Annotated in this window: 18 protein-coding genes; 10 read left to right on the top strand and 8 right to left on the bottom strand. The window is 53.0% G+C overall.

Annotated elements, in window-relative coordinates; genetic code table 11:
* The first annotated feature begins 63 nt into the window (after positions 1–63).
* Positions 64–1,152 (top strand): sialate O-acetylesterase, encoded by a 1,089-nt coding sequence (locus SH528x_RS18270; RefSeq protein WP_442511905.1) that lies wholly within the window; start codon positions 64–66, stop codon positions 1,150–1,152.
* A gap of 932 nt (positions 1,153–2,084) precedes the next feature.
* Here the strand turns inward: SH528x_RS18270 and SH528x_RS18275 are convergent.
* Positions 2,085–2,570, bottom strand: coding sequence for a hypothetical protein (locus SH528x_RS18275; RefSeq protein WP_442511906.1), 486 nt, complete (start codon positions 2,568–2,570; stop codon positions 2,085–2,087).
* A gap of 790 nt (positions 2,571–3,360) precedes the next feature.
* On the opposite strand from SH528x_RS18275, the gene SH528x_RS18280 reads away from it, so the two are divergent.
* Entirely contained in the window at positions 3,361–4,686 is a 1,326-nt protein-coding gene (locus SH528x_RS18280; protein ID WP_442511907.1) for a hypothetical protein, read from the top strand.
* A gap of 118 nt (positions 4,687–4,804) precedes the next feature.
* Here SH528x_RS18280 and SH528x_RS18285 read toward each other — a convergent pair whose 3' ends face one another.
* Together SH528x_RS18285 and SH528x_RS18290 are read right to left on the bottom strand one after the other, a co-directional pair.
* Positions 4,805–7,966 (bottom strand): DUF7824 domain-containing protein, encoded by a 3,162-nt coding sequence (locus SH528x_RS18285; RefSeq protein ID WP_442511908.1) that lies wholly within the window; start codon positions 7,964–7,966, stop codon positions 4,805–4,807.
* A gap of 300 nt (positions 7,967–8,266) precedes the next feature.
* A complete protein-coding gene (locus SH528x_RS18290) occupies positions 8,267–9,265 on the bottom strand; it encodes an RNA ligase (ATP) (RefSeq protein WP_442511909.1) in 999 nt (332 codons plus the stop codon).
* Positions 9,266–9,846: 581 nt separating this feature from the next.
* On the opposite strand from SH528x_RS18290, the gene tuf reads away from it, so the two are divergent.
* The gene (gene tuf, locus SH528x_RS18295; RefSeq protein ID WP_442511910.1) at positions 9,847–11,028 is read left to right on the top strand and encodes an elongation factor Tu; all 1,182 of its coding nucleotides are present in this window, start codon (positions 9,847–9,849) and stop codon (positions 11,026–11,028) included.
* A gap of 58 nt (positions 11,029–11,086) precedes the next feature.
* On the opposite strand, the gene SH528x_RS18300 is transcribed toward tuf, so the two are convergent.
* A complete protein-coding gene (locus SH528x_RS18300; RefSeq protein ID WP_442511911.1) occupies positions 11,087–11,746 on the bottom strand; it encodes a metallophosphoesterase in 660 nt (219 codons plus the stop codon).
* A gap of 496 nt (positions 11,747–12,242) precedes the next feature.
* Between SH528x_RS18300 and SH528x_RS18305 the strand changes: the two genes are divergently transcribed.
* Complete coding sequence (locus SH528x_RS18305; protein WP_442505181.1) at positions 12,243–13,760, top strand: ISNCY family transposase; 1,518 nt, start codon at positions 12,243–12,245, stop codon at positions 13,758–13,760.
* A 309-nt stretch (positions 13,761–14,069) separates the two neighbouring features.
* Here the strand turns inward: SH528x_RS18305 and SH528x_RS18310 are convergent, their stop codons facing one another.
* Positions 14,070–14,423 (bottom strand): hypothetical protein, encoded by a 354-nt coding sequence (locus tag SH528x_RS18310; protein WP_442511912.1) that lies wholly within the window; start codon positions 14,421–14,423, stop codon positions 14,070–14,072.
* 321 nt (positions 14,424–14,744) lie between these two features.
* Positions 14,745–15,422: a CDP-alcohol phosphatidyltransferase family protein gene (locus tag SH528x_RS18315; protein WP_442511913.1), complete on the bottom strand. Its 678-nt coding sequence runs from the start codon at positions 15,420–15,422 to the stop codon at positions 14,745–14,747.
* 423 nt (positions 15,423–15,845) lie between these two features.
* On the opposite strand from SH528x_RS18315, the gene SH528x_RS18320 reads away from it, so the two are divergent.
* Positions 15,846–15,971 carry a hypothetical protein gene (locus SH528x_RS18320; RefSeq protein WP_442511914.1) on the top strand — a complete coding sequence of 42 codons (126 nt, stop codon included), beginning with the start codon at positions 15,846–15,848 and terminating at the stop codon, positions 15,969–15,971.
* A 50-nt stretch (positions 15,972–16,021) separates the two neighbouring features.
* A complete protein-coding gene (locus SH528x_RS18325) occupies positions 16,022–16,420 on the top strand; it encodes a hypothetical protein (protein ID WP_442511915.1) in 399 nt (132 codons plus the stop codon).
* Between the two features lie 64 nt (positions 16,421–16,484).
* On the opposite strand, the gene SH528x_RS18330 is transcribed toward SH528x_RS18325, so the two are convergent.
* Positions 16,485–16,835: a hypothetical protein gene (locus tag SH528x_RS18330; RefSeq protein WP_442511916.1), complete on the bottom strand. Its 351-nt coding sequence runs from the start codon at positions 16,833–16,835 to the stop codon at positions 16,485–16,487.
* A gap of 134 nt (positions 16,836–16,969) precedes the next feature.
* Here SH528x_RS18330 and SH528x_RS18335 point away from each other — a divergent pair, with 134 nt between their 5' ends.
* Positions 16,970–17,440: a DUF2784 family protein gene (locus SH528x_RS18335; RefSeq protein WP_442511917.1), complete on the top strand. Its 471-nt coding sequence runs from the start codon at positions 16,970–16,972 to the stop codon at positions 17,438–17,440.
* A gap of 11 nt (positions 17,441–17,451) precedes the next feature.
* The gene (locus SH528x_RS18340; protein WP_442511918.1) at positions 17,452–17,754 is read left to right on the top strand and encodes a hypothetical protein; all 303 of its coding nucleotides are present in this window, start codon (positions 17,452–17,454) and stop codon (positions 17,752–17,754) included.
* 217 nt (positions 17,755–17,971) lie between these two features.
* Here the strand turns inward: SH528x_RS18340 and SH528x_RS18345 are convergent, their stop codons facing one another.
* Complete coding sequence (locus SH528x_RS18345) at positions 17,972–21,604, bottom strand: PDZ domain-containing protein (RefSeq protein ID WP_442511919.1); 3,633 nt, start codon at positions 21,602–21,604, stop codon at positions 17,972–17,974.
* A gap of 464 nt (positions 21,605–22,068) precedes the next feature.
* On the opposite strand from SH528x_RS18345, the gene SH528x_RS18350 reads away from it, so the two are divergent.
* Positions 22,069–22,551, top strand: coding sequence for a hypothetical protein (locus SH528x_RS18350; protein ID WP_442511920.1), 483 nt, complete (start codon positions 22,069–22,071; stop codon positions 22,549–22,551).
* Entirely contained in the window at positions 22,544–23,944 is a 1,401-nt protein-coding gene (locus SH528x_RS18355; RefSeq protein WP_442511921.1) for a D-arabinono-1,4-lactone oxidase, read from the top strand. Before SH528x_RS18350 ends, SH528x_RS18355 begins: the two co-directional genes overlap by 8 nt.
* Positions 23,945–23,957: the final 13 nt, after the last annotated feature.

The raw sequence follows: 23,957 nt of genomic DNA on the forward strand, positions 1-23,957 counted from the left end.
CTACCTGACCGTCCCTCTACGCCTTGCCGAACAACTACATTCTGACCCCACACGAGACTTACCATGATCTCCCGCCGTCCGATTCGATCGTTCTTTCCCAGTGTCGCCATTGCGCTTGCGGTACTCGCGTTGCCTGGGATTGCCACCGAGGTCGCTGCTCAACTGCCCGATCCTGACGGCAAGCCTGCCGACATGTCCAAGCCCGTGCAGGTGTACATTCTGTTGGGGCAGTCCAACATGGTTGGGGCGGGCAAGATCGCGGGGGACAAGGAAGGTACGCTGACCTACGCGGTGCAACAGAAAAACAAGTATCCCTATCTGGTCGACGACGAAGGCAACTGGACCGTACGCAAGGATGTGCGATACGTGCGTGTCATGGGCAGCGGCACCGGAGCGATGCGGCAGTTCAACATCGAATGGATGACAATCCCAGGCGGTAAAATCGGTCCGGAGTTCGGCATCGGACATTACGTGGGGCATGCCATCGACGCGCCCGTGTTGATCCTCAAAAGTTGTATCGGCAACCGCAGTCTCGGCTGGGACCTGCTACCGCCTGGCAGCGAGCGTTACGAGGTCGAAGAGTCGGACAAGAAAACGGGAGAAACCAAGACCTTCGTCTATGCTGGCTACAAGGACTCGCCGGACAAGTGGGAAAAGGGCACCGAGCCAAAACCGATCAACTGGTACGCCGGCATGCAGTACGACGGCGACATCGCCAATGCGAAGAAGGTGCTAGCCGAACTCGATAAGTTTTATCCGGTGGCAAAAACGTACGAGGTCGCAGGCTTCTTCTTCTGGCAAGGCGACAAGGATCGCTACAGTGCAGCACATGCAAGCCGATACGAGCAGAATCTTGTTCATCTGATTAAGCAACTGCGAAAGGATTTTGAGTCGCCCAACGCGAAGTTCGTCTGTGCCACGCTCGGCCAGACCGAGAAGGATGCCGGCGGCAACGAACGACTCATCCTCGATGCGCAACTTGCTGTCGCCAGCGGCAAGTACCCCGAGTTCAAGGGCAATGTCGCCTGCGTGTACACGCACCCTCTCAGTATGGGTGGTAGCTCTAACGGCCATTACGGCGGCAATGCCGAGACCTACATGAACGTCGGCGAGGCGATGGGCAAGGCGATGGTTGAAATGCTGGAAAAGTAAAGCCAGCCGATAACGACCGCCCGTGTTACGAGGAGCCAAACGGGGCACGAACCAGGACCGAAATTTCGCCGGCTGATTTTGTTCAGCCCGTCGCTGGCCACGCGGTGTATAAAAAGGTCGTTGGGGTGAGTGAATGGGCGTGATGATCAAGGTTCAATCGTTCATTGGATCGCCGTGAATGCCGACTTCAGCGATTGCGAATCAAGGGATTCAACCATAGAACGATGGTTATTTTTGCGGCAGTGCTCAGTGCTTCCATTTTGCTACGCAGGGCGAATCCTTGGGCACTCGCAGCAATACAACCGCATCAAGCTCACTCGAATAGGCTGCTACGGTCGGAGGATCACAGGAAACAACCCAGGCAGCGTCTCCATCGCCAATCTCAAGAGCTTCTGATAGTCCTGTATAAGCCGAATGCTTTCCTGAGCTGATGATAAAGTAATCCTTGAGCAACTGTTTCCATGAAAATTGGTCGGGCTCAATCTGTCGCCAAAGCGGTTTTGATAATCGAAGCTTGGCTGGATTTGAAGCTTTTGGTTTATTGAAAAGTATTTGCAGCAAAGGGGGAAATTAATCGATCGGATGACAAATCGCGATCGATCCGCTTTTTCAGCTGGATCGTGCGCGCGGACTTAAACGCTTTGAGACATGGCGTTACCAATCGAATATCGATTGATAACGGAGAGGATTCTAACCGTTCCAGTACGTGGCGGTGTCTCGAGGAGTCGCAACGAGACGACATGCAAGAGCCCAGACGCGAGTCCGCGGACTTCTTTCGCAATCTTCATGCGACGTTCGTCGTCAACCGTAGAACAATTGTCTCAATTGTTTCGCCCGCGAAGCTGGGTCAGGGGAGCAAACAATTGAGGCTATTGTTTTACAAAGCGGCATCTGAACTGCTCTGCATGCCTCAGCATGAGGTGGTCTCCGGTTTACGGAGTCGCTGTTTCGCAATTCGCAGCAAACTGCGCCTTGATCTCCGGGCGACGAAGCGTCCGTAACGCGAGATATCCAAATACGAGACCGAATGGAAAGCCAGTGAATACCAAGGGAAAAATCGCCAGTTTCGCCGTGAAGATTGAGAGCCGATAATTCTGAAAGCGACGCATCTTTACCGTGCCCCACCAGATAAACCCGCTCAGAACAGCATACAAGCCATGCTCGACGGTGACGAAAACGTACTGCTTATTTGGCGTGTCCAATACAGTACGTTTCACGATCCAACCAAAGACTGGCAACATCAGAACCGACGCACGTCCGAGTCTGGCAGGTACCGGCCGATCGTTGAGAATGTCGTATCCCCCCGCAAAAACCCCCAGCGACATGAGGATACAGACTAAGCCTGTTGTTACAGCGAGACCCCGCGCGTGTCGCATCAAGCGACGAGACGAACCTGCGTGTGAGTGTGTGTCATTCATTGGTTTTTTGTCGTGCGAGCAATTGCGTATCAAGTAGGAATCCGTGATCGCCAAAAAACAATGTAACGTGTTCATTGCGGGTAGGTGTGTTCAACCGAATTTCGGCTATTGTCAGCAAATATTCTAGCCGACCCAGCACATGGGGTGTAAACATCAGGAGCGATATCAGTTGAGCCTTTGACTCGTTGCACCTTAACCAATGCAGCGGCGACAGCGATCGCTGCCAATATTGGGGGGGCATGCGAATTGTGACTATTGAGTAATCGCGGACGAGAAGAGATTTGCCAGAAACATTGTTACGACAGAAAGATTAAATCAATCGGTAATTAACCTCGTTCATTTTTTTATCAGATATTTTCTTGTCTTACAAACGCCTTTCCACCAATACGTACAAACCAGTACGTGGCGGTGTCTCGAGGAGTCGCAACCCGTTGTTGTCGCCTTTCGGTTCCCAAAAGTAGCGGAGCTCAACGCAACTTTCACGGAGTGAAAGGCGACTTACCGAGACGTCCGTTGCCGCGTCCACGACTGGGCGAGTCTGAAATTACGTGGTCTTAAGCCGAATGGAAAAAGCAGCCAATCGTATGTTTGTGCTTCCGACCGGATTGCCCGGGCGGAGCAGGCAACTGAAAGCTACGAGAGCTTGGCAAGAATCGATCCCCGCCAACAACGTGACTCGGCGAGCTGCTAAAATCAAAATCGTAAACGATTCCGTCCCCCCTTCGCAAAACGCAACCGTACGATCAGTTGCGCCATCGAATCATGCAATTTTGGATCAGGGAGTAATCAGTTGGCTGCATCGGCAATCGAGTACATGTATCAGTATCCGTTTGCGTCTGTCGTGGACACTTCACGCTGGAAGCTGGCCGGCACTACCGTCAGCGATGGGCACGCAACGTTCTTTCAGGGCGGATTGCAGCGGCCTGATCTTGTGGCGCAATCGTTGCTTGTACTTAATCGTATTGTACGAACGCATTTCTTTGATGCACGACCACCCCAACGTGATCCGATCGTCACAAGCAGTCCCAAGCTGGTGCGTTGGGAAGGTTTTAGCGGTTGCTGCGGAGTATACGCGAGGGTCGATCTTGATCAACGCGCATTCCAAGATGCTGAACAGACCTTTGGGACAACCAATGTCGATTTCAATTCCGAGATGATCAGCCAGCTATCCAAAGTCGGCCGACACGATGAAACACGACTTTCGATTTCGAACGAGGCGGTCGTGCTGAGCACGGGCGAGGCGGAGGTGGTCGAGCGAAAGGTGCCCCTGCCACGGCGTTGGATCAAGGGGCTGAGCGAAGCACAGGCTTATCAGACGAAACTCAAACTCCGGCATACGTTGCATCCCGTTGCAGTCTCGCGGTTATTACAAAGTCTTGGTACCGCGACGCGGGGCAACGAATATCTGACTGTACGCGGATCGGCGGTCAGATTGAGTCGACGTGAAACGCCGGGCAGTCTGGCGATTGGGGGTGCCGAACGTCTCAAGCCGCTCACTCCGCTGTTGCTTCAGGCACGCGAAGTGGGGTTGTGGAGCGATGAAGATTCAGGCGTGTTCGCAGTGTCCATTGAAATGGAAGTGGGGCGATTTTGGTTCGTGTTAAGTCCAGCTTTGCACCGAGGGTTTTCGGGGGAAGGCCAGCTTTTGCAGACGTTGACCAACGATCATGCAATTCAAATGGCGGACGAGATGTACGACCTGCTTGGCTGGCAATCCGAATTGCATCCGGCCGAGTTGGCGGTCCAACTAGGCTGTCACGCCAAAGATGCCGCGGCAAGTCTGGCAGTCCTCTCTACTCGTGGGATTGCGGGTTTCGATGCCGCAACGGGCTACTATTTTCATCGCGAGCTTCCCTTCGCAAGTGTGCTGGCCGAGCGTGATCAGCCACGAATGAAAACTGCCAGAAAGTTGATTGATAAGGGACAGGCCAGGATCGTGAGTTCGACAAGCGACGGCCACGATATCGAAGTCACTGGAAACACGGCCACTCAATTTGTCCGACTTCGCAGTGATGGCGATCGATGCACCTGTGTCTGGTACACGCGGCATCAAGGCCAACGAGGACCGTGCAAACACATATTGGCTGCCAGGATCTTGGTGGAATCGCCAGGGTAACGACCGCGTCCGGCTGGGAAGGCTTTCGTACTCACCGAGGATTGCAAGGGACGTCGATTGTACTACGGAAGGATTTCGAATTTATTTAAGGTAGCCTAGGCTACGTTTCGTCGTCCGTTCAGCATGCTGAACCGTGACGCTCGGCTCGCGCGATTCGGGCGTCCAGCGCCGCAAGGATCGCAGCCTGACGCGGTCCATGCGGGACGTCTTTTCGGGCAAGCAACGACTTAGCATAACTTTTTGCCTTTCCGCTTTTGATTGTCTGTAACACCGGTTCCGTCGACTCGCCGACTTTTCTATCCAGTCGTTCGTTGCACTCGTCAAGAAGTTCGAGCAGCTTGGCGGTGTCACGTGGCAGGTCGCTATCGACGTCGTGGGTAGATAGAAAGGACTCGATCAACACGGCAATCAGCAGAGCATGCTGGTTCGACACCGCGGCGACTTCGGCGAAACATTCTGAAATGCGATTCATCTTCATCCAATCGCCTACAAGGATGTCCCGCCAAGCGTCGGTCATCGTCTCGACATTACAGCGATCTTCGGCAATGATTGCGATCCAAACCTCGGTTGCCATCGATTTGGCATTCGCGTCCTTGCTGGTTGTCGCAATCCATAACGCGCGAGCGGCCATTCGATCGACGCATTGGTCCGTCGCCAGCAGCGGCAGCAAGTAGTGATCGTACCGTTCGTCGACCGACGAACCACTATTCACTCGCTGCGACAGTGCGTGGCTGGCCAACGCCCAATACCATGTCAGTTTCGCGGGCCAATGGGTGGCCAAGTAGGGATAGACATAGGCAGGGGCGGGATAGCTGTGAAGGTGATTCAGTTTTGCGGTGTAGAATCCCGCGTCGTTGAACTTATGGCTCTGTCCGCTGGTCATCTGTTGAAACAGCTGTTCGAAGTTGTCCTCAAGCGGAGTGTCGCCCAAAACTTGCGACAAAAGTTTTTGCGCATCCAAGGCATCGCTAGGCTGCTCTTCAGCCATCGGACTGCTGTGAACCAGCCCGCGTTGATACCGTTTATCTTTTGTCGAGATGACTGACCACTGGTAATTCGCCGGTTGAAAGACGTCCGGCAAATGCCATATTTCGTCGGGGACCTGCTCGCGTTCACCGTCGGGAAGATAGTCGCCCAAGTCCACCCAGGGATCGCGAGCACGTATTGCGACGATCCAAACTTGCAGCGGCCAAGAATCGTCCAACGCCAGATCTTTGTTGGCGGTCTTCATGTCCAGCACGAACTGGGCAAGTTTCAGGAATCGTGGCGACAGGGGTGTCTCGGAACTTGAAGCCAGTCGCCACGCTTCGTCGCGTCCGTTGGGAGCGATACGCAGCATGCTGCGAGTCAAATCGTCTTCGATGAAGTCGATTTTTTCGCTGTCAATGTGCCGAAGTCGGTGCACCCATGTCACCGGAGCGATCCAGCCGCCTTGGTGCGTCGGCGTCGAGAGCAGCGGATAAGTGGTTCCTGAGCGAACGCGATCGGCCAGTTGTCTTAGAAACACACCCATCGGATAACGCTCGGGGATGATCATGTCCTCATCCTCGTCTTCGGGTAGCACGCCTAGCCAAGCACCGATCAAATCCGAGAAGGCGTCACCCAGGATGCCGCCCACCAGGCCACGGTTGGGACGGTCAAAAATGTGGGCGCAGGCTCTGGAGCGAAGCGAATCGGTCTTTGCGTCGAAGTGGTCATCGCGTTCCGCATGCAGTCGAACAATCGCATCGACAATTCGATCGGGCGTGTCGCCACAATCGCTATGCTCAACCGCCTGGGATGCAGCCTCGATTAACAGTTCGACTGAATCGATCGGCTTGATCGGTTGCCGGATATTCGTGACGCAAAGTTCCGTCATTTGCCAGTGGTCGCGTGGTTCCCAGCGGTTTTCGGCAGCAGTTTGGAGAGCTTCGTCGATTTGAAATAGGTTCGCGATCGCTGGGGCGAGTCGGCTTGCTCGTTGTCGCAATTCGTCGAGGTCGACGGGGGCCTCGCTATCGAGCACTGCGTTTGTCGCTGGCGGTTCGGACTCCGGTGAAAGTGAAACGATCAATTGCAACAGTTTTGTTTTTAGCGTTGCGGCCACCACGGCTTCACAATGTTGCAGCTTTTCGATCACAGAAACGTCTTCAGGAGCGATCCGCTGGGCGATCGCGTCGAGGGCAGCGGACTGGACGTCTTTGTTGGCATGCGTCAGCGCCTCGCAGAGACCTTCGATGGCTTGTTCACGGTGACTGCTGTCGCTGGCAATGCGGCTCAGTAATTGCACCGCTTTTAGTGCGTGCCCTTTGGGTTTGAGCTGGAAAATGGCCGGGATTTTGGGGACTGCTCGCTCGGCGTCGAGTAAACCGTGTTTCTCCATCACGATAAGTTGCTCAAGGGCAAAGCCAGCGACCGCCGCCTGCGGATCGGAGAGCAGTCCGATCCAACTGATTTGTAGTTCGGAAATAATTTCTGGATTCGAGCTAGCGATAGGCTTGATGATCGTTTTGGCCAGAATCACGCAGCCGTTTCGCTCGGTCTGGTTCAGCGGTTCGTGAAGCGTCTCAGCAAGCATCGATAGAACGGCTTTGTGATCAAGTAGACCTGCCTTTCCCAGCCACTCAATGACGGGGATCCATTCTTTGGCTATCGAGAGTTGATAGGGCCACTTAGGAAGCTCGTAGATCACGTCCCTGGCCGTATCGACGTCCCGCAACACGGTTTGCGTCGCCTCGCGAGCATTCTGAAACGCATCCGGAAGCTGGTGAATGAAAACGTGTTGAATCCAGTCTTGCTTCACTGTTTGAATCAGGCCGTGTTGATACAGACGGCACCAGAAACCAGCGGTCAGTCCTGCGGAAGCACCTTCTTCGTCGATTTCAGTGACTCGGTCAATCCAATTGTCAATCCATTCAGGTCGGCGATCCGCCATGATCTGTGCCGACTCGGCTTCGTAGCTGGGGGTGCAAACAAATCGCCGGAACGACGATTCCGGAGCGACACCGTAGCTGGCAAGCCAAGCCATGTAATGGAGTTTGTGATCATAGTTGCGCTCTCGCGCTGACATCGGACGGATGCCGTCGGTCTGGCGCTTTTGTTCGATCCGCGGGTCGTCCGGTGTGACGTTGGCTTCGAGCAGCTGAACAAACAGCGAATCGATTCCCAAGGCGAACAGCAAGATGGCCAGCGGTTCTCTCGCCACGTGGCGTTCAGCCTCGCTGCAACTCGACAGCGTCTGAACCACGGCGGCAGGATCTTTGGCAAGAATCGCCGTTTGAAGCGTTTTGAATTCCAACATGATCATCCCACGTCAAGGATTCGAATGAGTTCTCGAACATCATATCAGCTCTCATGATCCCAAGTGGGGCACGCTGCGAAGCATTTAGAGGCGGCAATCTACGGCATTTGCGTTTTTTAGCTACGCTCTCCAGAGTGTGGTTGGTTGCCGCCAATATCGAATCACCACCTTCTGGCGAAGTTAGCTACGAGAAAATGCTTCACAGCGTTGCTAAGTGAGGCTCACATAGGTATGACACGCGGCTGTCGCCAACATCACGGGGGAACGCTTGCCGATCACCAGGGAGCGTGGTGAATGTGTTCAGTCGCCGTACTTGGCGAGGAACCTGTTGGAAATCGTCTTGAACGAGATGCGATCATCGCCCGATCCGTAGACCCACACCAACCCCTCACGTTCTGACTTTGGATTCAGCACGCTCTTGCCTTCCGCGAGTTCCAGGATCTCGTCAAGCGAGCCAGGAATTTCGTGAACGCCAACCGCTGGCACCGTTTTTAACCCAACTTCGTTGCAAATGGATTCCACTTCCGCCTTCTCCAGGTAAGACGAAGCTACGATGTCGAACACGTTGAACACAAACAGATCGGGTTCCTTTAGGGCGTAGCGATTGCGTTGGATTCCTGGTCCGACTAGCTCACCTTGAATCGCAATGAAACGTCCGAGAGATTTCAGTCGTGCTGGAAGCTCCAAGGTTCGAACGACTCGCCAATGGCTGTTGCTGTCGTCTTCAGCCAACTGCCAGTTACGACCGCACACACCAAATCCATCTTCATGAAAGAATGCGGTGAACGATGTCCCATCGATTTTCTCTGAAACGTAGAACGGCTTGCCACGGTAGGAATCATACTCATCCACAAGGTTTTGAATGCGTTCCTCATCCGTCTTGGAAATGAACGAAGGAAACGGCCCCACGACCTCGCCGCCCAAGCACGCCGGAATGGGCGGCTCGTATTTGACGATCCCGAGTTCATCACTGACATCTTCGCCAAGCTGATACGGCCGGCCAAGAATTTCGGGACGAAGCAAAAGTCCCTGGGAAATCTGTCCCCGCAGCTTCACGGTTCGCAGTCGGAAACCCTCGCGATCGTCCATTGTTTTCAACGATGACTTTCGCAAGAATTCGAATTCTTCTCTGACGGGCAGGAACGAGTCGATTTCGCAGTAAATCGCTAGGGAACCTACCGCAAATTCCCCCTTCTTCGTGACGCATTTCCAGCCATCGACGACTGACAATTCAATCAAGTCCGCACCCTGGATCGGTCTCGTCTCCTGAACGGTCCGAATCGTTGCCAATTTTCTCATCACGGTTCTCTCCATTTTGTAGGTTACTACTCGTTCACAGACTCGAGCAAGACAGCAAGTGCAGAAGAGTACGGACATGCTTGGAAGGTTCACAGGATTCGTTGCGAACCCAGGTCAACGATGGGTGTCTCTGTTTCAAATCACTATCACTGGAATTTGAGATGAACACGTTCACGATATTCACAACATCAACAACCAACTCGTCTTTCGATGGAGAGGGCGGGAGAGGTGCGTCGTAAGTGAAATCAAATCTCAAATCGATCCGCAAAGCCCGCCCGGTGATTCACTTGGCGGGCTTTTTTTTTGGCTTGTTCCCAGGCTCCGGCCTGGTATCGCACGGACTTGCAGGCTCCCGCCTGCAGGGGTCAGGGACTCGCGAGGGCCGAGCCTCGAGTGCATTGTGTTTCCGGGCAGAGCCAATTCACAAGTGCAATGCCCATTCGTTTTCTGTTTCTTCGTTCCCAATCATCTGGCGCTCGTGCGAGCGAAATGGCTGCCGAGGCTGCTCACCTCGGTGGCTGGCGACTGGGGCGATACCTTTCCTTTGAAAGAGGAGTTTGTGAGCTATGGTTCAAAACGAAATGTCCCAGAAAGTCTCGGTCAACGTTGGCACGATTGGTCACATCGACCACGGCAAGACGACGTTGACCTCCGCGATTCTGCGTGTTCAAGCCGAAAAGGGGTTGGCGAAATACAAGTCCTACGAGTCGATCGCCAAGGGCGGGATTGTTCGTGACAAGAACAAGACCGTCACTGTGATCGCTTCGCACGTCAAGTACGAAACCGATGCCCGACGGTACGCTCACATCGACTGTCCCGGGCACGCCGACTACATCAAGAACATGATCACGGGCGCGGCCCAGATGGACGGCGCGGTGTTGTTGGTGTCGGCTGCCGACGGTCCGATGCCGCAAACTCGCGAACACTTGCTGCTCGCGCGTCAAGTCGGCGTGCCTCACTTGGTCGTGTTCATGAACAAGTGCGATCTCGTCGAAGATGCTGAGTTGTTGGACTTGGTCGAAATGGACTTGCGAGAAATGCTGACGCAGTACGGATACGCAGGTGTCGACGTGCCCGTGATCCGTGGGTCAGCGAAGCTGGCTCATGATGATCCCACCTATCGCGAATCGATCATGTGCATCGAGCGGTTGCTGGATGCACTAGACCGCTCGATTCCCGATCCGCTGCGATTGATCGATAAACCGTTCTTGATGCCCATCGAGAACGTCTACTCGATCGCCGGTCGCGGCACGGTCGTGACTGGCAAGATCGAGCAAGGAGTCGTGCGCGCGGGCGACAAAGTCGAAATCGTTGGCTTGGCTAGCGAGACCCATAGTGACGTGATCACGCAAGTTGAGTCGTTCGGCGAAGTGTTAGAGGTGGGCAATGCCGGTGACAACGTCGGTGTGTTGCTTCGAAAAACCGCCCACACGGCGATCACGAAGGGGCAGGTGTTGGCGAAAGCCGGCAGCGTTACTCCGCATCGCCAGTTCGAGGCGGAAGTGTACGTGCTGAAGAAAGAGGAAGGGGGACGCCACACGCCTTTTTTCGACGGTTATGCGCCACAGTTCTTCTTCCGAACCACGAACGTGACCGGCAGTGCGTCGGTGATGGACGGAGTGCAAATGGCGATGCCGGGTGACGGTGTTCGCCTTAGCATCGCACTAAAGCAACCGATCGCGATTAGCGACGGCGACCACTTCGCCATCCGAGAAGGGGGCAAGACCGTCGGCTCGGGCGTGGTGACGCGAGTCGTCGCCTAGTGTTCAATAAGCGAAACGTTCGCGGCGGAGCGATCTGTCGCGGGCGTTTCTATTTCAATCAAATCTCGATGACGAAGCCGTTGTTCTTAAGTATCGCGGAAAGATTACAACATGAACAGTTGATGAACTGCGTCGCACCGCGAGTAAAGATACCGTAGTTGCTGATGCCCTTTTCGTCGTGCAAGTGACCGAACGCGTGGATCTTGGGCTTGATCCGTTTTTCAACGTGATGACGCAAGGCCGTGCAACCCACCTGGATCAGTGCCTTCGAGTCCATGTCGTGCGTTAGATCCAAGACTCCCTTAGGCGGACCGTGCGTGATCAGGATATCCACATCCTCGGGAACCGATTGCCAAACGAGATCTAGCTGACCTCGTTTCTTCATGTAGGCCCAATCGTGAAATTGAGGCGTGTAGGGCGAGCCGAACAATTTGATTTCGTCGCATTGCATTGAATCATGAATCAAGAAGCGAATGTCAGGATAGTCATCCGCGCGGATCAGTCCTTGCGCAACTGCGGTCGAATGATTGCCTGGCACGAACACCTTGGTCGCGATGTTTAAACCCGAGTACCAATCGAAGAACCGTCTTGCTTCCGGTTCGTTCGTCGACGCATTTCCATCGGTCGACTCGTCGCCGCAATGGATCACCATGTCCACCTCAGGGACCTGCAGTCCCAGATGCTCGTTATGCGTATCCGAAATGAACCAAATTTTCATCTTCGATCCTTGTGCAGCGCGCATGGACGAATTCGTTCAACTCTCGTGACTTAGGCAGCATTTAAGAGAACCGTGTCACGTTCACAAGCCGTTTTGGTAAAAGCCAAGAGGTTCACGATCAGGTAAGCGGCTTAAACCTAGCGTTACCTCGGGAAAATTATAACCCGAAGCGTGAGCGATAGATTGCAAGTTGCTGGCATAATGTGACCGGGGAGCTGGCGTCTCGCAACAAGCGGGGTATTGCCGTCCTATTTTCCTACCTCCATCTTCCTATCAATGGTTTCCTGCGGGTGCAGGCGTCCCTGTCAGGATCAGGCAAGCGAGCACTGGATTGGAAGGGGGACATGTTGCCCGAAAGAAATCGGCTTAGCGGGGCCTGCAGAAACGGCGTGTTTGTCGAAGTAGCTAGTGTCTGTCATCAAACAGAATGATCCCGTGTTTTACGGGGTTATTTAGAAAAAAGCTCCTTGAAGACTGAACCGTTTGACCGGTTCGAGTGTTGAAACAGTTAGGAAAAACCAATTTCATCACAAATCTTCAAGGAGTGGTCGAGATGCGAAAGAGTTATGAACCTCAGATGCGGTTCGCAGCAACCCCCATCGCGCAGTTGCAATTGAATCTGAATTGTCGTGACGAAATTATACCCGTTCTCGCTGCCCTGCGTCATGTCTATCTCGACGGTCCGCTGCGAAGAAGCCTTACCAACTTAATCGCGCAAGATGTCAGTGAGCTCTCGCGCCGCGATACCGGCAGACCCGGTTTCGATGATTGGCAAATTCTCGTGCTGGCAGTGCTCAGAATGAATTGCAATTTCGACTACGACAAAGTCCAAGACCAAGCCGAGAACCATCACAATCTCCGTACGATCCTCGGTGTTGACGATTGGGAGCAAGACCCGAATTTCGACTTTCGCCGTATTCGCAATTCGTGTTGTCTGATCAAGCCTGAGACAATTGAGAAGATCAACCACATCATTGTTCGACACGGACAACAGTTCCATGGCGATGCAGTAGGATCGGCTCGCGCCGACTCGTTCGTGATCGAAACGAATATTCATTACCCAACCGAAAGCAGCTTGATGTACGACGGGATGCGGAAGATCATCCCGCTGGCCCGCACCCTTGCTGACGAAATCAGTCTTCCTCGGTGGCGTCAGTCCGCTCACTTGTTAAAGACGATCAAAAAGCTTCATCGACAAATTAATCAGCTCTCTGCCAGTCGTATCGTCAAAAAGAAGGAGGCGATCGAATCGCTCTACTATAGCCTGATAGAGCGTGTAGACTTGATCCTCCAAAGAGTCAAAACACTGGAAAAGGCAGCGAAAAACGCATTGCCTCTCTCGCTGCACATTCGGCTTGAGGAACTCACGGGTTGGGCCAGTTTGACCCAACAGGTTCGTGATACCGCGCATCGCCGAGTGGTGCTGGGCGAGAGCGTTCCCAACAGCGAGAAGCTGTTCAGCCTTTTCGAAACTCATACGCAACTCTACCAACGTGGCAAAGCAGGCGAGCCGATTCAGTATGGACGACTGGCAATGATCTTTGAGGACGGTGCGGGCTTCATCAGCCATTACTATCTGATGGATCGTGATGAAACCGACGGCAGTGTCGTGGTTGAGCAAACGAAGATCGCCCAGCAGCGTCACCAAGGTAAGTTTGAAGAACTTTCGCTTGATCGTGGCTTTCACAGCGCGGCGAACGTTAAAGCCTTGTTGCCGATCGTTGGCAACGTCAGTTGTCCATCGCGGAACTCTCAAAACTTTGCAACCGAAGTTGCCAACGAGTCAGACGACTCGCGCCGACGTCGACACCGTCACGCAGGAATCGAATCCGCGGTCGGTGCGTTGCAGCGGGGCAACGGATTGAAACGTTGTCGTGACCGCAGTGAAGTTGGTTTCAAACGCTATCTTGGCCTAGCCGTGCTGGGGCGGAACCTGCAGGTGCTTGGCCGGCTATTGATCGCGGCAGAAAACCCCGACGCTGCAGCGGCAAAGACAGTACGTGCAGCGGCCTAATTAGGTCAAAGACACAACGCAGAGTTGATCAACGACACCCTCCTGGCTGAAGGTACGCGCAGTCATCTGAAAACACTGCAAATTCGCCCCTCATCGTGGTGTTGAAGGCGGGTCGCCAACAATCTTCACACTAACGTTTCGCCCTCTCAAGCTGTAAAATTACGCCGCCTCGAGGTTTTATGACAGACACTAGCTACACTCGCCAGAGCGTGGTCAAATTATTGCACCCTGTTCTGGCGATGTCAGCTGTGGCGAACCTGCAAAACGTAGCCTAGGCTACGTTGATGCCAATGCCTTGTGCGGAAGTGCTCAGCTTTTCGGGCGATAGCCATACGCATGCTGGATATAGCGACGGTCGGCGTCGTAATTACCGTCGTATTCCTTGCGAAGTCGGGTATCCAATTCATCGTTCCACTTTGGGTGATTCGAGCCGTAACGATGCTGGGCGGTGTAGCCAAATCGGAACGCTTGCTCGCGATTTTCAAACGCGTCATCCGAGCCCGCCATCTGCTTGATCGTATCGTCAACATCTTGGTCCATGTCTCGAGCTGAATCGGAACCGAAGTCCGCCTTGGTTTGCTCCCAATCGTTCGCGAACGCCTTTTTAATGCGTTCCCAAGTGCTCAAATCGTTTTCGGTGTAATAGTCAGTCTTGCTCATCATCTGCTCCGTAAATGGGAAGCGGCTGCGGGTAAGTGAATGACGCACTACGATGCAATTGCTATGCCACAGACGATAAAGCGGATACGAACTTGAACAAGTGACGCGGCAGAATGCTTGCGTGTCTTTTGATGCCCCTGGAAATTGAATCATGGTGCTCCAGCTTGCTCTGTAACAAGTCAGTAATATCTTGCGTTGGATGCAGAAGATGCCGACAATAATGAGACGCGATTGCGACTACGACGCTTGGCCAAGCTTTCTGGTTTCAACAACGAAAAACGATTTGCATTCATGCCCTTTGGCTTAGCGCCCTTAGCATCTCAATCAGCTTGATCGTGTCGTTTCCCATTCACTGGTGTCTGGTTTGCTACCACAGCGATTGACTTCGCGAACTGATTGAATCAACTGAATCGGCAGCAGTATCAGTCCGAGTGCTGTTAGCGCTGCCAGCCCGACCAAGCAGGTCATTTGTGTTATGGCAGGCGCAAACACGGACAGGGTGGTAAGGGCGACAGCAAAGACGGCCAGCAAGGCCTTGAACTCGGTTGGCCCGAATGCGGCGAGCGTGAACTCGCCAGTCAGCTTGGCTCGCAAGTTAGTCAGTACTGCCATCGCCATTAGCACAATCACAGCGACCAACCCGATATCGAGACGGCCGCATGCAATTGCCAGTCCAACCAACCAGTAGGTGAACGAGAGCGGATCGGTGAAGTGATCGAGCAATTCACCGCCGTTGCGACATTGCCCAGTCGAGCGAGCATGGCGGCCATCGACACAGTCCGCCAAATGGTTGCAGGCGATGCCGGTTGCTGCCAATAGTCCACCCCATAAATACGTCGTCGAAAAGGCGAGCCCAATTGCCCCGGCAATCGCCGACAGATGACCGATCACCACGATCCCTTCCGGTGGAAACCAGCGTGGAATGTGTAATCGCGGATAAAGGGCGGCTAAAGGCGGACCGACCAGCGGGTCAAGTAGGCTGTGAGAGACACGTTTGGACACTGCGGACTCCTGAAGTTTGCGGACTTATAGAAAGGAGCCTCTAGGCAGGAAATGACTGCGCAATACTTTGCAGTTTTGTGGCGTCTGCCTACAAACGTCGTGCGGAACACGAAAGTGTGTGACTCGAAACGGAAGTTGCCTGCGCAAAGCGGATAGTTCATTTATTAACGATGGACCTGCTCGAAAGCTTATATCACGCTCAACAATTCGATTCTCAGTTCCCATTTTAATGCGTCATCACGCTAAATTAGATTCGTTTGAGAAGTGTCCTTATTCGTTCATTTTGCGTCATGGCCCGCCACAAAACCACGCTTATACAAATAGGGATACAATTTGTTGTGAGGTTTGCAGGTACCCAGCGTAGGAACTTGTGTTAGATATCGCAAAACTCCGATGATGGAATAGAGCGGTGACGATCCCGAGTTGCGAAACGCCGAATTCACCGACGAGCGTCTGTTCCGTCTGAGTCTTGGTTTTGAAGGATACCTAGTTGCCTGGGCGGTGGTGTTTGCACTGATGATGTTCGTCTCGCTCGTTCGTATTCATTGAAATCAGACAATGACCAACACCGATTGCTCATGACTTGAAAGATCAAATCGATGCCTATTGAAGAAGGTGTACAACAGACGATCCATCCGCTGGTGTTCTTGTTCACCGGGGCTGGTTGGCCGTTATTAGCCTTCGGACTTGTGTTCTCCATCTTAGGACTTTGGAATCTGTATTGCGGCAAACATCCGACGATGGTTTTCGTCCATTCGCTGCTTTCATTACTGCCTGCGATGATTGCGATCGTCGGAATCTACATCTCATACAACGATTTCGCCGAGTTGGGATCTTCGTCAACAGCGCCAAAGCCTTCTGAGTTTGCCCGGATCGTAGGCAATGCAATGTCGATCGGTTTCTGCGGGCTTGTTTCCACCGTTCCGCCGGTAGCCTTAGGGATCATCGGTTTATGGAGGCTACGTCCGAAGGCTCTGCAGCCCACCACAGGCAACTGAAATTCAACGCAAAATTCGCAGATTGATTATGACATTGGGAAGGTTGATTGCAGTTTTGGTTGAGCTAATCCAGCGGACGAGAAATTTTAATCAGCATCATGAATCCTAATCGTTCATCGCCATATCGTCCTTCAGGTGTAGCTCCACTGCAACGTTCGACTCGCATTGGCGTCCCCGAAAAGGAGTCGTTATCCGCGACAGGACTGGCGATGTCGATGATTGCACTACTTGGGCCACCGATGATTTGTGAACTGGTAATATCGAGAACTGTCGACGTCCAATGGGGCTCAGTCTCCTTTCTTGCAACTACCTTGTTTGCTGGTTTACTAACATCGATCTTTTCGTTTTCCGTCTCGATGGTTGCCTTTGTGAAGCACCGTAGCTGGAAGTCAGCGTTTGGAATCGTTGCGGCCATTCTGGCGATTCCAGTGACACTGCTATCAGCCTGGCTTCTAGCGATGTTTGTATCGGCGCACACTCCGGTCTAGAGATGCCAAACAATCAGCCCCCCTCAATACTTGGACAAGCACCGAACCGGGTGTCGGCAACATGGGGGTGACGGATATATTTGCGACCACGATCGTAACGATTCACATTGTCGTCATCGCTTTCGATGTTGGCGGGTCGATCGCCGTCGTCACCAGACGTTTACAAGTAACTCGGTTGCGGTTGTGGCAGCGACTCTATTTGACGATCGTGTTTGTCAAGAGCCTTTCGTTGCTCATGTTTGACTCCTGCCCACTCACGAGTATCGAAAACTGGCTTCGGCGTTATGGCCATATCGACACCTCCTACGGCGACTCATTCGTCTCCCACTATCTGATAGGACTATCGAAGGAGGTGGATTTGGTGATGACTTGTTTTTTGATGCTGGCAGGTCTCGTTGCTGTGCTTCGATTTGTCGCCAGCAAATCGCCAATGGACGATGAATTTGAGCGAAGTAGATTCAATAGCATCTCGGCTGCCGCGATAGTGGATCGTTGTGTAGCCAAGCATTGCGTAATAAGACTTTTAGTTTGATCGGTTTGAAAATGATTTCTCAAGTCTTCCTTCCTGATAAAGTTATTACGTTCTTTATCATCGTGGCTGTGGTCAGTGTGACTGTTCTTGCAGTGATTGGGTTTTTGGTTCGGAAGGTTTCCAAAAGGATGGGGCTTGCGAATTCAACGTCTGGCTGTCTTGCCATTCTGATACCGTTACTTCTCGTCATCCTTGTGGTCTGGGGCTTATTTCATCAGTCGCAACCAGTTGACCAATACCAACCTGATGACATGCCACAATATGAACAGGAAATGCAACAAGAAATGCAGCAAATTAAATCGCGGGAGAATTGAATCATGCGTTTTGCAAAGCCTTGTTTGCACGCAAGATGGCTTGATTATCGACAGGCCATCGGTTTAGATGGTTTCGCGTCGCGGATATCGCTTCCGGACTTACAACTAGCGTTGCATGGCTTAGCGAAGACTAGCTGGCACTCGGAGATGCCGAACAGAATATCTTTACATGCGACGCCCGCGAGGCGGATCCATGCAGAGCATTGCGATGCGAAATTTACTGTGCAGCAAGCGGTACATCGAAGGTGACACTGAATCCCCCACGGTCGACCTTGATTTCTGCAGTTCCTTTGCTGCTCGCGGAGTTGATTAAACTCATCAAATGCGTACTGGATCGTGGTGATTGACGATCAACCGTCTGAATGATGTCACCCACTTGTATTCCAACTTGAGATGCGGGGCTATTGGCGTAGACATGGGTAATCCGTATCGATTGATCGGTCGTAGAGACTTGAACGCCAAGGATCCAATCGTGCTGCGTTGCCGCCTGACGAGCATCGGCTTCGGGAACCGCGGTGCGAATGCGAGCCGGGCGGGATTGGGGGCCAAGCGACGGTGACACTGCGAGCTGTGGCGATACGACACTCGGGTTGCTCGACGCGCGGTTCATTGTCGAGTGATTGGGACTAAATCCTGATTGCATTCCCATTCGATTAGCGGCGTTGTAAACGGAATCGTCCATCTGCAGATTGATTAACACGCCGTCCTTGGCGGGATCACTGGGCTGAAGTACCAACAAATCGACTTGCGCCCGTAGCGTGGTCCGATCGAGATCAAACCGCAGATCCAGACGGCGGATCCAGTCAAGAAATGGAAACTTCCAGGACTCGGGTGCTTTCGTAAGCGAATAAAGACTCGCTTCCGACCACGACGTGCTTACCCAATGCGGGTGCTCGCCGGAGTTCTCCACCATGTAATCACCTCCGAGCGGACAGTGAATGTGGGCACCCAGCAAACCTTCGAGTGCGTCTCGCGACTCCTCCGTTGGCAACTGTAACCAACCAGCAAAATCGTTTAAGAATCGCGAGTTTTCGCTGGAAACTTTTCGTGATGCATGGTAGGTGTAGGCTTGAATGTACGGTTCTACCTTAGACCCGCTGAGCGATCCCATCTGCAGCCTCACTTGGGTAGGCTTGTTGATCCACTCTTGGGCGAGCTGGTCAGGTGTATCGTGTTGTATTTTCGTGTTGGTCGATGCCACCATCCAACCGTTACGGTTGGTGACATTGCTCCTGTATTTTGCGACCGAGTCAAGTTTTTCTGCCATGTTCCCGATAGTCCGGCCTAAGGCGAAAAATATGTGGCCCACACCTGGCAATTGCCCTTGTGGCAAAGCGGGCTGCGGTTGTTCCATGATCGATGCAAGCAGTCGCAGCACGCCCGTGCTCGGTGGGGAGATCGCCGCATAAGAGCGGCTTTTGGCGTAGCTCGTGCCTACGTGTTGGTCAACCATTTCAATTCGGCCATTGCTGAAGTTGAAGGCGACCTCGTCGTCACGCAGGCCCAAATACAACCGATGCGATTGCTGGCCGGGATTTAGTCGGATCGCGGTATCAACACTCAGCAGGTCACCATCGACGTGGCCGACTCGACGATTGTCTGCCGCCGCTAAGTGCCGCTGCAGAAAAGAATACTTTGTCGGGGCGTAGGGCGTAATGATGATATCCATGCGGATACGCTGTAAGTCATTGGCTGCCGCTGCGTCCTGGGCGAACACGACCGTGACCGGATCGACCTGTTTCCATTCGGTCCTGTACCTACCAATAAAGGCATTGTAGGAGCTAACCTCACTTTGGGTCGCTTTTTGAATCGGAACGTCAGGCACAGGCAGGAAAACACCGGGAGATCCGCGTAGCGAATCAGTAATCTGTCCGTTGTCGAGCCGCGGATAGCTGTCATCGGGTCGACGCCCAAAGTCGGTCGGTAAAAACTGTGACTTGACAAGGTCATCCATTGATTCCGCATCGACACGTTCGGCCTTTGCAACCATACGAGCCAATTGGAATTGCCTCAGTACTTGCACGGCCTGCTTGCGACGTGTCACTTCGATGCGGTATTGGGGGCTGATCAGATTTTGAAAAAACGGATCTGAAAGGTACAGAAATGCGAGCGTCTGGTTTTGCGTTCTAGTCTTGCTGCGAGCGTAGCGAAACTCTGGCAGTGATCCCAAGGAACGATCGCCACTGCCCGCATCGTAAAACCGCTCGAGCAAGTAACGAGAGTTCGTGACAAGATGGTATTCGCCATCGATTGCATAGAACGATCGAAGGCGATTGTCGTCCGATGCAAGAAAAGAGACAGCGTGAGCACCGATGTCGACGCGTCGCTCTTCGGATCCGGGTACGCGCAATTTGGATTCGTTGCGTTGTGTCTGGATCAGTTCATACAAACCGCGAGCGTCGCGAGAGCGAAACAATATGCCGACGGCGGCGCCATCCGAGAAGAGAGGATCACACCCGATCAAGGCCATGTCCGAAACAAGTTTGTCGAACGATTTGGCAGAAACGTCCTCGGGATTCAGTCCTAATTGGCGTTCGATCTTTTCTCGGGTCTGGTGGTCCAGCGAAGGGGTAGCGACGATATCATCGAGGCTGCCTCCCCAGCTCAGCAAGAATTCTCGAAAGTAGCGATAGTTCGCCAAGTTGCCGGTGCGTAAATAGAAGCACTCGGCCGGTACATGCATCGCGATCGGTTCGATCCAGGTTGATGCGGGGACGCTAGGGATATCGATGCTGCGCATCCGTGGCCGTGGGGGAATCGGCCTGTTCGCTTTCTCGTGTCGGGTCGACTGGTTCAAGGTGACGTCCTCTTGCATCGCAAGTTTGACCGATTCGATTCCGAACAGCATGCCAATCGCCCGCTCAAACTGGCTTTCCAGGCTGAGCGATTCTTGCGGAGCTTTGTGCTCGACTCTTGGCCATGGCCCCGGCAGTTGCAGACGGCGGGCAAGGATATCCAGCAACGACTCTTTAAGCATTTTCTGCTGAGGGTCGAGTTCCTGAGGGACGGTTGAAAATCCTTGCCACCATCGCTGAAGCAATTCGCGATGACGACCAGGGTTTTCAATGACATCAACTTTTTGCGGGTCTAATTGAAGTCCTTGGACGCCTGAAAGCGTCAATTCCGCTGGACCGCCACCCTGATGCAAGAATGAGACGCGAATGCGATCGACTTGCCATGGCGACTCACCTTGCCGCTTCTGATAGGAGACGTCGAAGGTCACGTAGTGAGCGGGCAGCGGAGTGGCGTCGAGGTAGAGAGGCTGATCAGGATACAAGATCGGTCCGTGCCCCTTGGTAAACGTCAACTCCATCACTCCGACATTCAAGGGCGTACCCGAAAACGCCTCGATCACGATGCTGTCTAACTTCACCGCGTCGGGTTTGGCCGGTCCGTTGATAACAGCGTTGTCCTCAACAGTCGCGTTGCTCGCGACGACCGGCTGGGTTTCGGGAGCATTCTCAGCAACGGTCGTTGGATGCAATTGGCGATCCCATCGCCGCGCCAACTCGGCCAACAATTCTTCATTCAACTGATCTGAAGAAATACCAAAATTCTGAGAGATTTTTGGTGGTGGCTCGTCACCCTTCGCGATCGCAACCAATTGCTGGTCAGTCAGCGTACGCAACAGCGACGTCAAATCTTTCGACATCTGCTGAGTTTGCTCGACTATTGGCAATTCGCCCAGAACGGGATCTGCCGATTCAGCGACATCCGATGCCTGGTTCTTGGCTTCGCCCGTCTTTGGCTCGTCACCATCCAGACGGAGGCTGAAGGTCAACGGAAGCGAGAGAAGGACCATCGTGGCCAGCACTCGGTGAAAGAATAACTTCGATCGGTAAACGTTCATGATTGGCTTCCAAAGTGGTTTCAAGAGTCGTATCGATGCCGTAATTCAACTGTCCCCAATTTTCGTTGCCACGTATCTGTGATCCGACGGCACTAGCCGTGGACCTCATTTTGACAACCTTTTACAGAGCGGCAGCCCGACGCTAGCGCGCTCGGCTCACAACGTGGGACAGTCGAAGTAAATGAAACGTTCTCGCTTAATGAAGCTGCAAGCCAGTAAGGAAAGCAGATTCAGATTTCGCGACGTGAGAAGCGAACATCACCCGCTATTAATCATAGGCGTATGATCAACGTGCTGCATGACGCAATTTTTGCACAGCAAAACACCGATTGGCTGAGATATTTAGACGGAGACCTGCTTGATTGAAGCTTTTTACCGTTGGTCTGCTGATGACATGCTGCAAATGCTGCCATATCCGCTAACTTGACGTGTGTCAGCTCAATCCGTCTCTTCTGAGAATTGTCATGAACACAAGATCGAATCTCGCAATCGTGTTACTGATATCTGCCTCGTTTGCTTGGCCATCGCATGCAGGTGCCGAACGAGCCTGGGATGGATCAATCCACTTCGTTGATATCAATATGAAGTTCAGCTTTGGTGGACTGGAATACGGCTATTGGTACGATGTTGGCTACTTAGATTTCCCCGGAAAAAACACTCGTATCAGCAGGGAATATGACATCGGCATGATGATCCTTCCGGATCAAAATGATCCTCTGCGTTCGACCATGAAAGGCACGATTCGACTTGAGGTCGACGGCAAGAAAGCAGAACTCGAGAAACTTGTGCTTGTCCGATCGACTCGATATGGCAAATGGAGGATCGATCCTGAAATCATCAAAAGATTAGAAGACACTGAGAAAGCGAGGCGAGATGCAGCATCGAAGGCGAAAGCGTCGACCACTCGAACCCCACGAGACGGTGGAGAAATGCCAAAAGATGATTGAGAACTTTGGTCGCAACCTGACAATCAATGCTACGAAGTTTTGTTGTCCGCAATCCGAGACGGAGCTATTGCGATTTCTCGACGCAAATCGAGATTCCAAGATCCGCGCAATGGGGCGTTTACATTCCTGGAGCAAAGTGATCGAGGCTAACGAGGCTGTTGTTGATATGCAGCACTTCAATGCCATTGAGTTGCGGCAATCGGATTTGGGGGCGGTGGTTCGGTTCGGTGCCGGTTGCCAAATCAAAGATGTGGTGAAATCGCTACAGCAATCTGGGTTGACGCTTCCAACGCTGGGGTTGATTGATGAGCAATCCGTTGCAGGCGCGATTGCGACCGGCACACATGGATCGGGACGCCAAAGTTTGTCTCACTTTGTTCGTGCGGTTCGCATTGCATCGTTTTCAAACGATGTGGGGCAAGCGGAAATGCGCTGGATTGATGCTGACCAACCCCAGCAGTTACGAGCTGCTCGCTGTTCACTGGGATGCTTAGGTATCGTCACGGAGGTCGAATTTCCCGTTCGCAAACAGTACAGAATCGAAGAACATTTGCGGCGGTACGAAGCGCTGGAAGAGGTGATTGAGAAGGAATCGAGTTATCCACTGCAACAGTTCTACCTCGTTCCCTGGCGATGGGACTACTTTGCACAGCACCGCGTCGAGACCGATCGAAAACGCAGCTGGCACGCGGGTCTCTATCGCGTGTTTTGGTCGCTTGGAATGGACACGATGCTTCACATTGCAATTTGCTCGCTGGCACGATGGCTGCCCGATCGGTGCACCACCATCGCCTTCCGACATCTCATTCCCCGGCTGATTCCTCAGAACTGGAAAGTGGTGGATCGATCGGATCGACAGCTAACGATGCAACATGAACGGTTTCGGCATATCGAAGTCGAGATTTTTGTCCAGCAAAAGCATTTGAACGACTCGATCAACGTGGCAATCGATTTATTGAAGTCCTATGCGTCGAAATCAGCTGGAGAGCGTTACGTTCACCATTATCCGATCTGCATCCGTCGCGTTTTGCCTGACGATACGCTCGTTTCGCCAGCCTCCGGTGGTAAAGAACCGTGGTACACACTTAGTTTCATCAGCTACGCACGTCCCGCCGAACGCAATGGCTTCGAAGCCTTCGCGACCAACATCGTCCAGGAAATGACCTCACGATTTGATGCACGACCTCACTGGGGAAAGTTCTGCCCGATCGATACGAAAACCGTTGCAAAGCTCTACCCGAACTGGGCCGAGTTTAGCGAAGTGGTCAGATCAGTCGGCGATGATTTTCCTTTCGTGAATGACTGGCTGCTTGAATTGCTTCAACCATTGCCGGGTGATGCCTCCGACAGTGTCACTGTCGTTCCACCGATAGAAACCGATCCACTCATGTAAAGGAAGTGATTCG

The sequence above is a fragment of the Novipirellula methanifontis genome (genome assembly GCF_052161655.1).
Classification (GTDB): domain Bacteria; phylum Planctomycetota; class Planctomycetia; order Pirellulales; family Pirellulaceae; genus Novipirellula.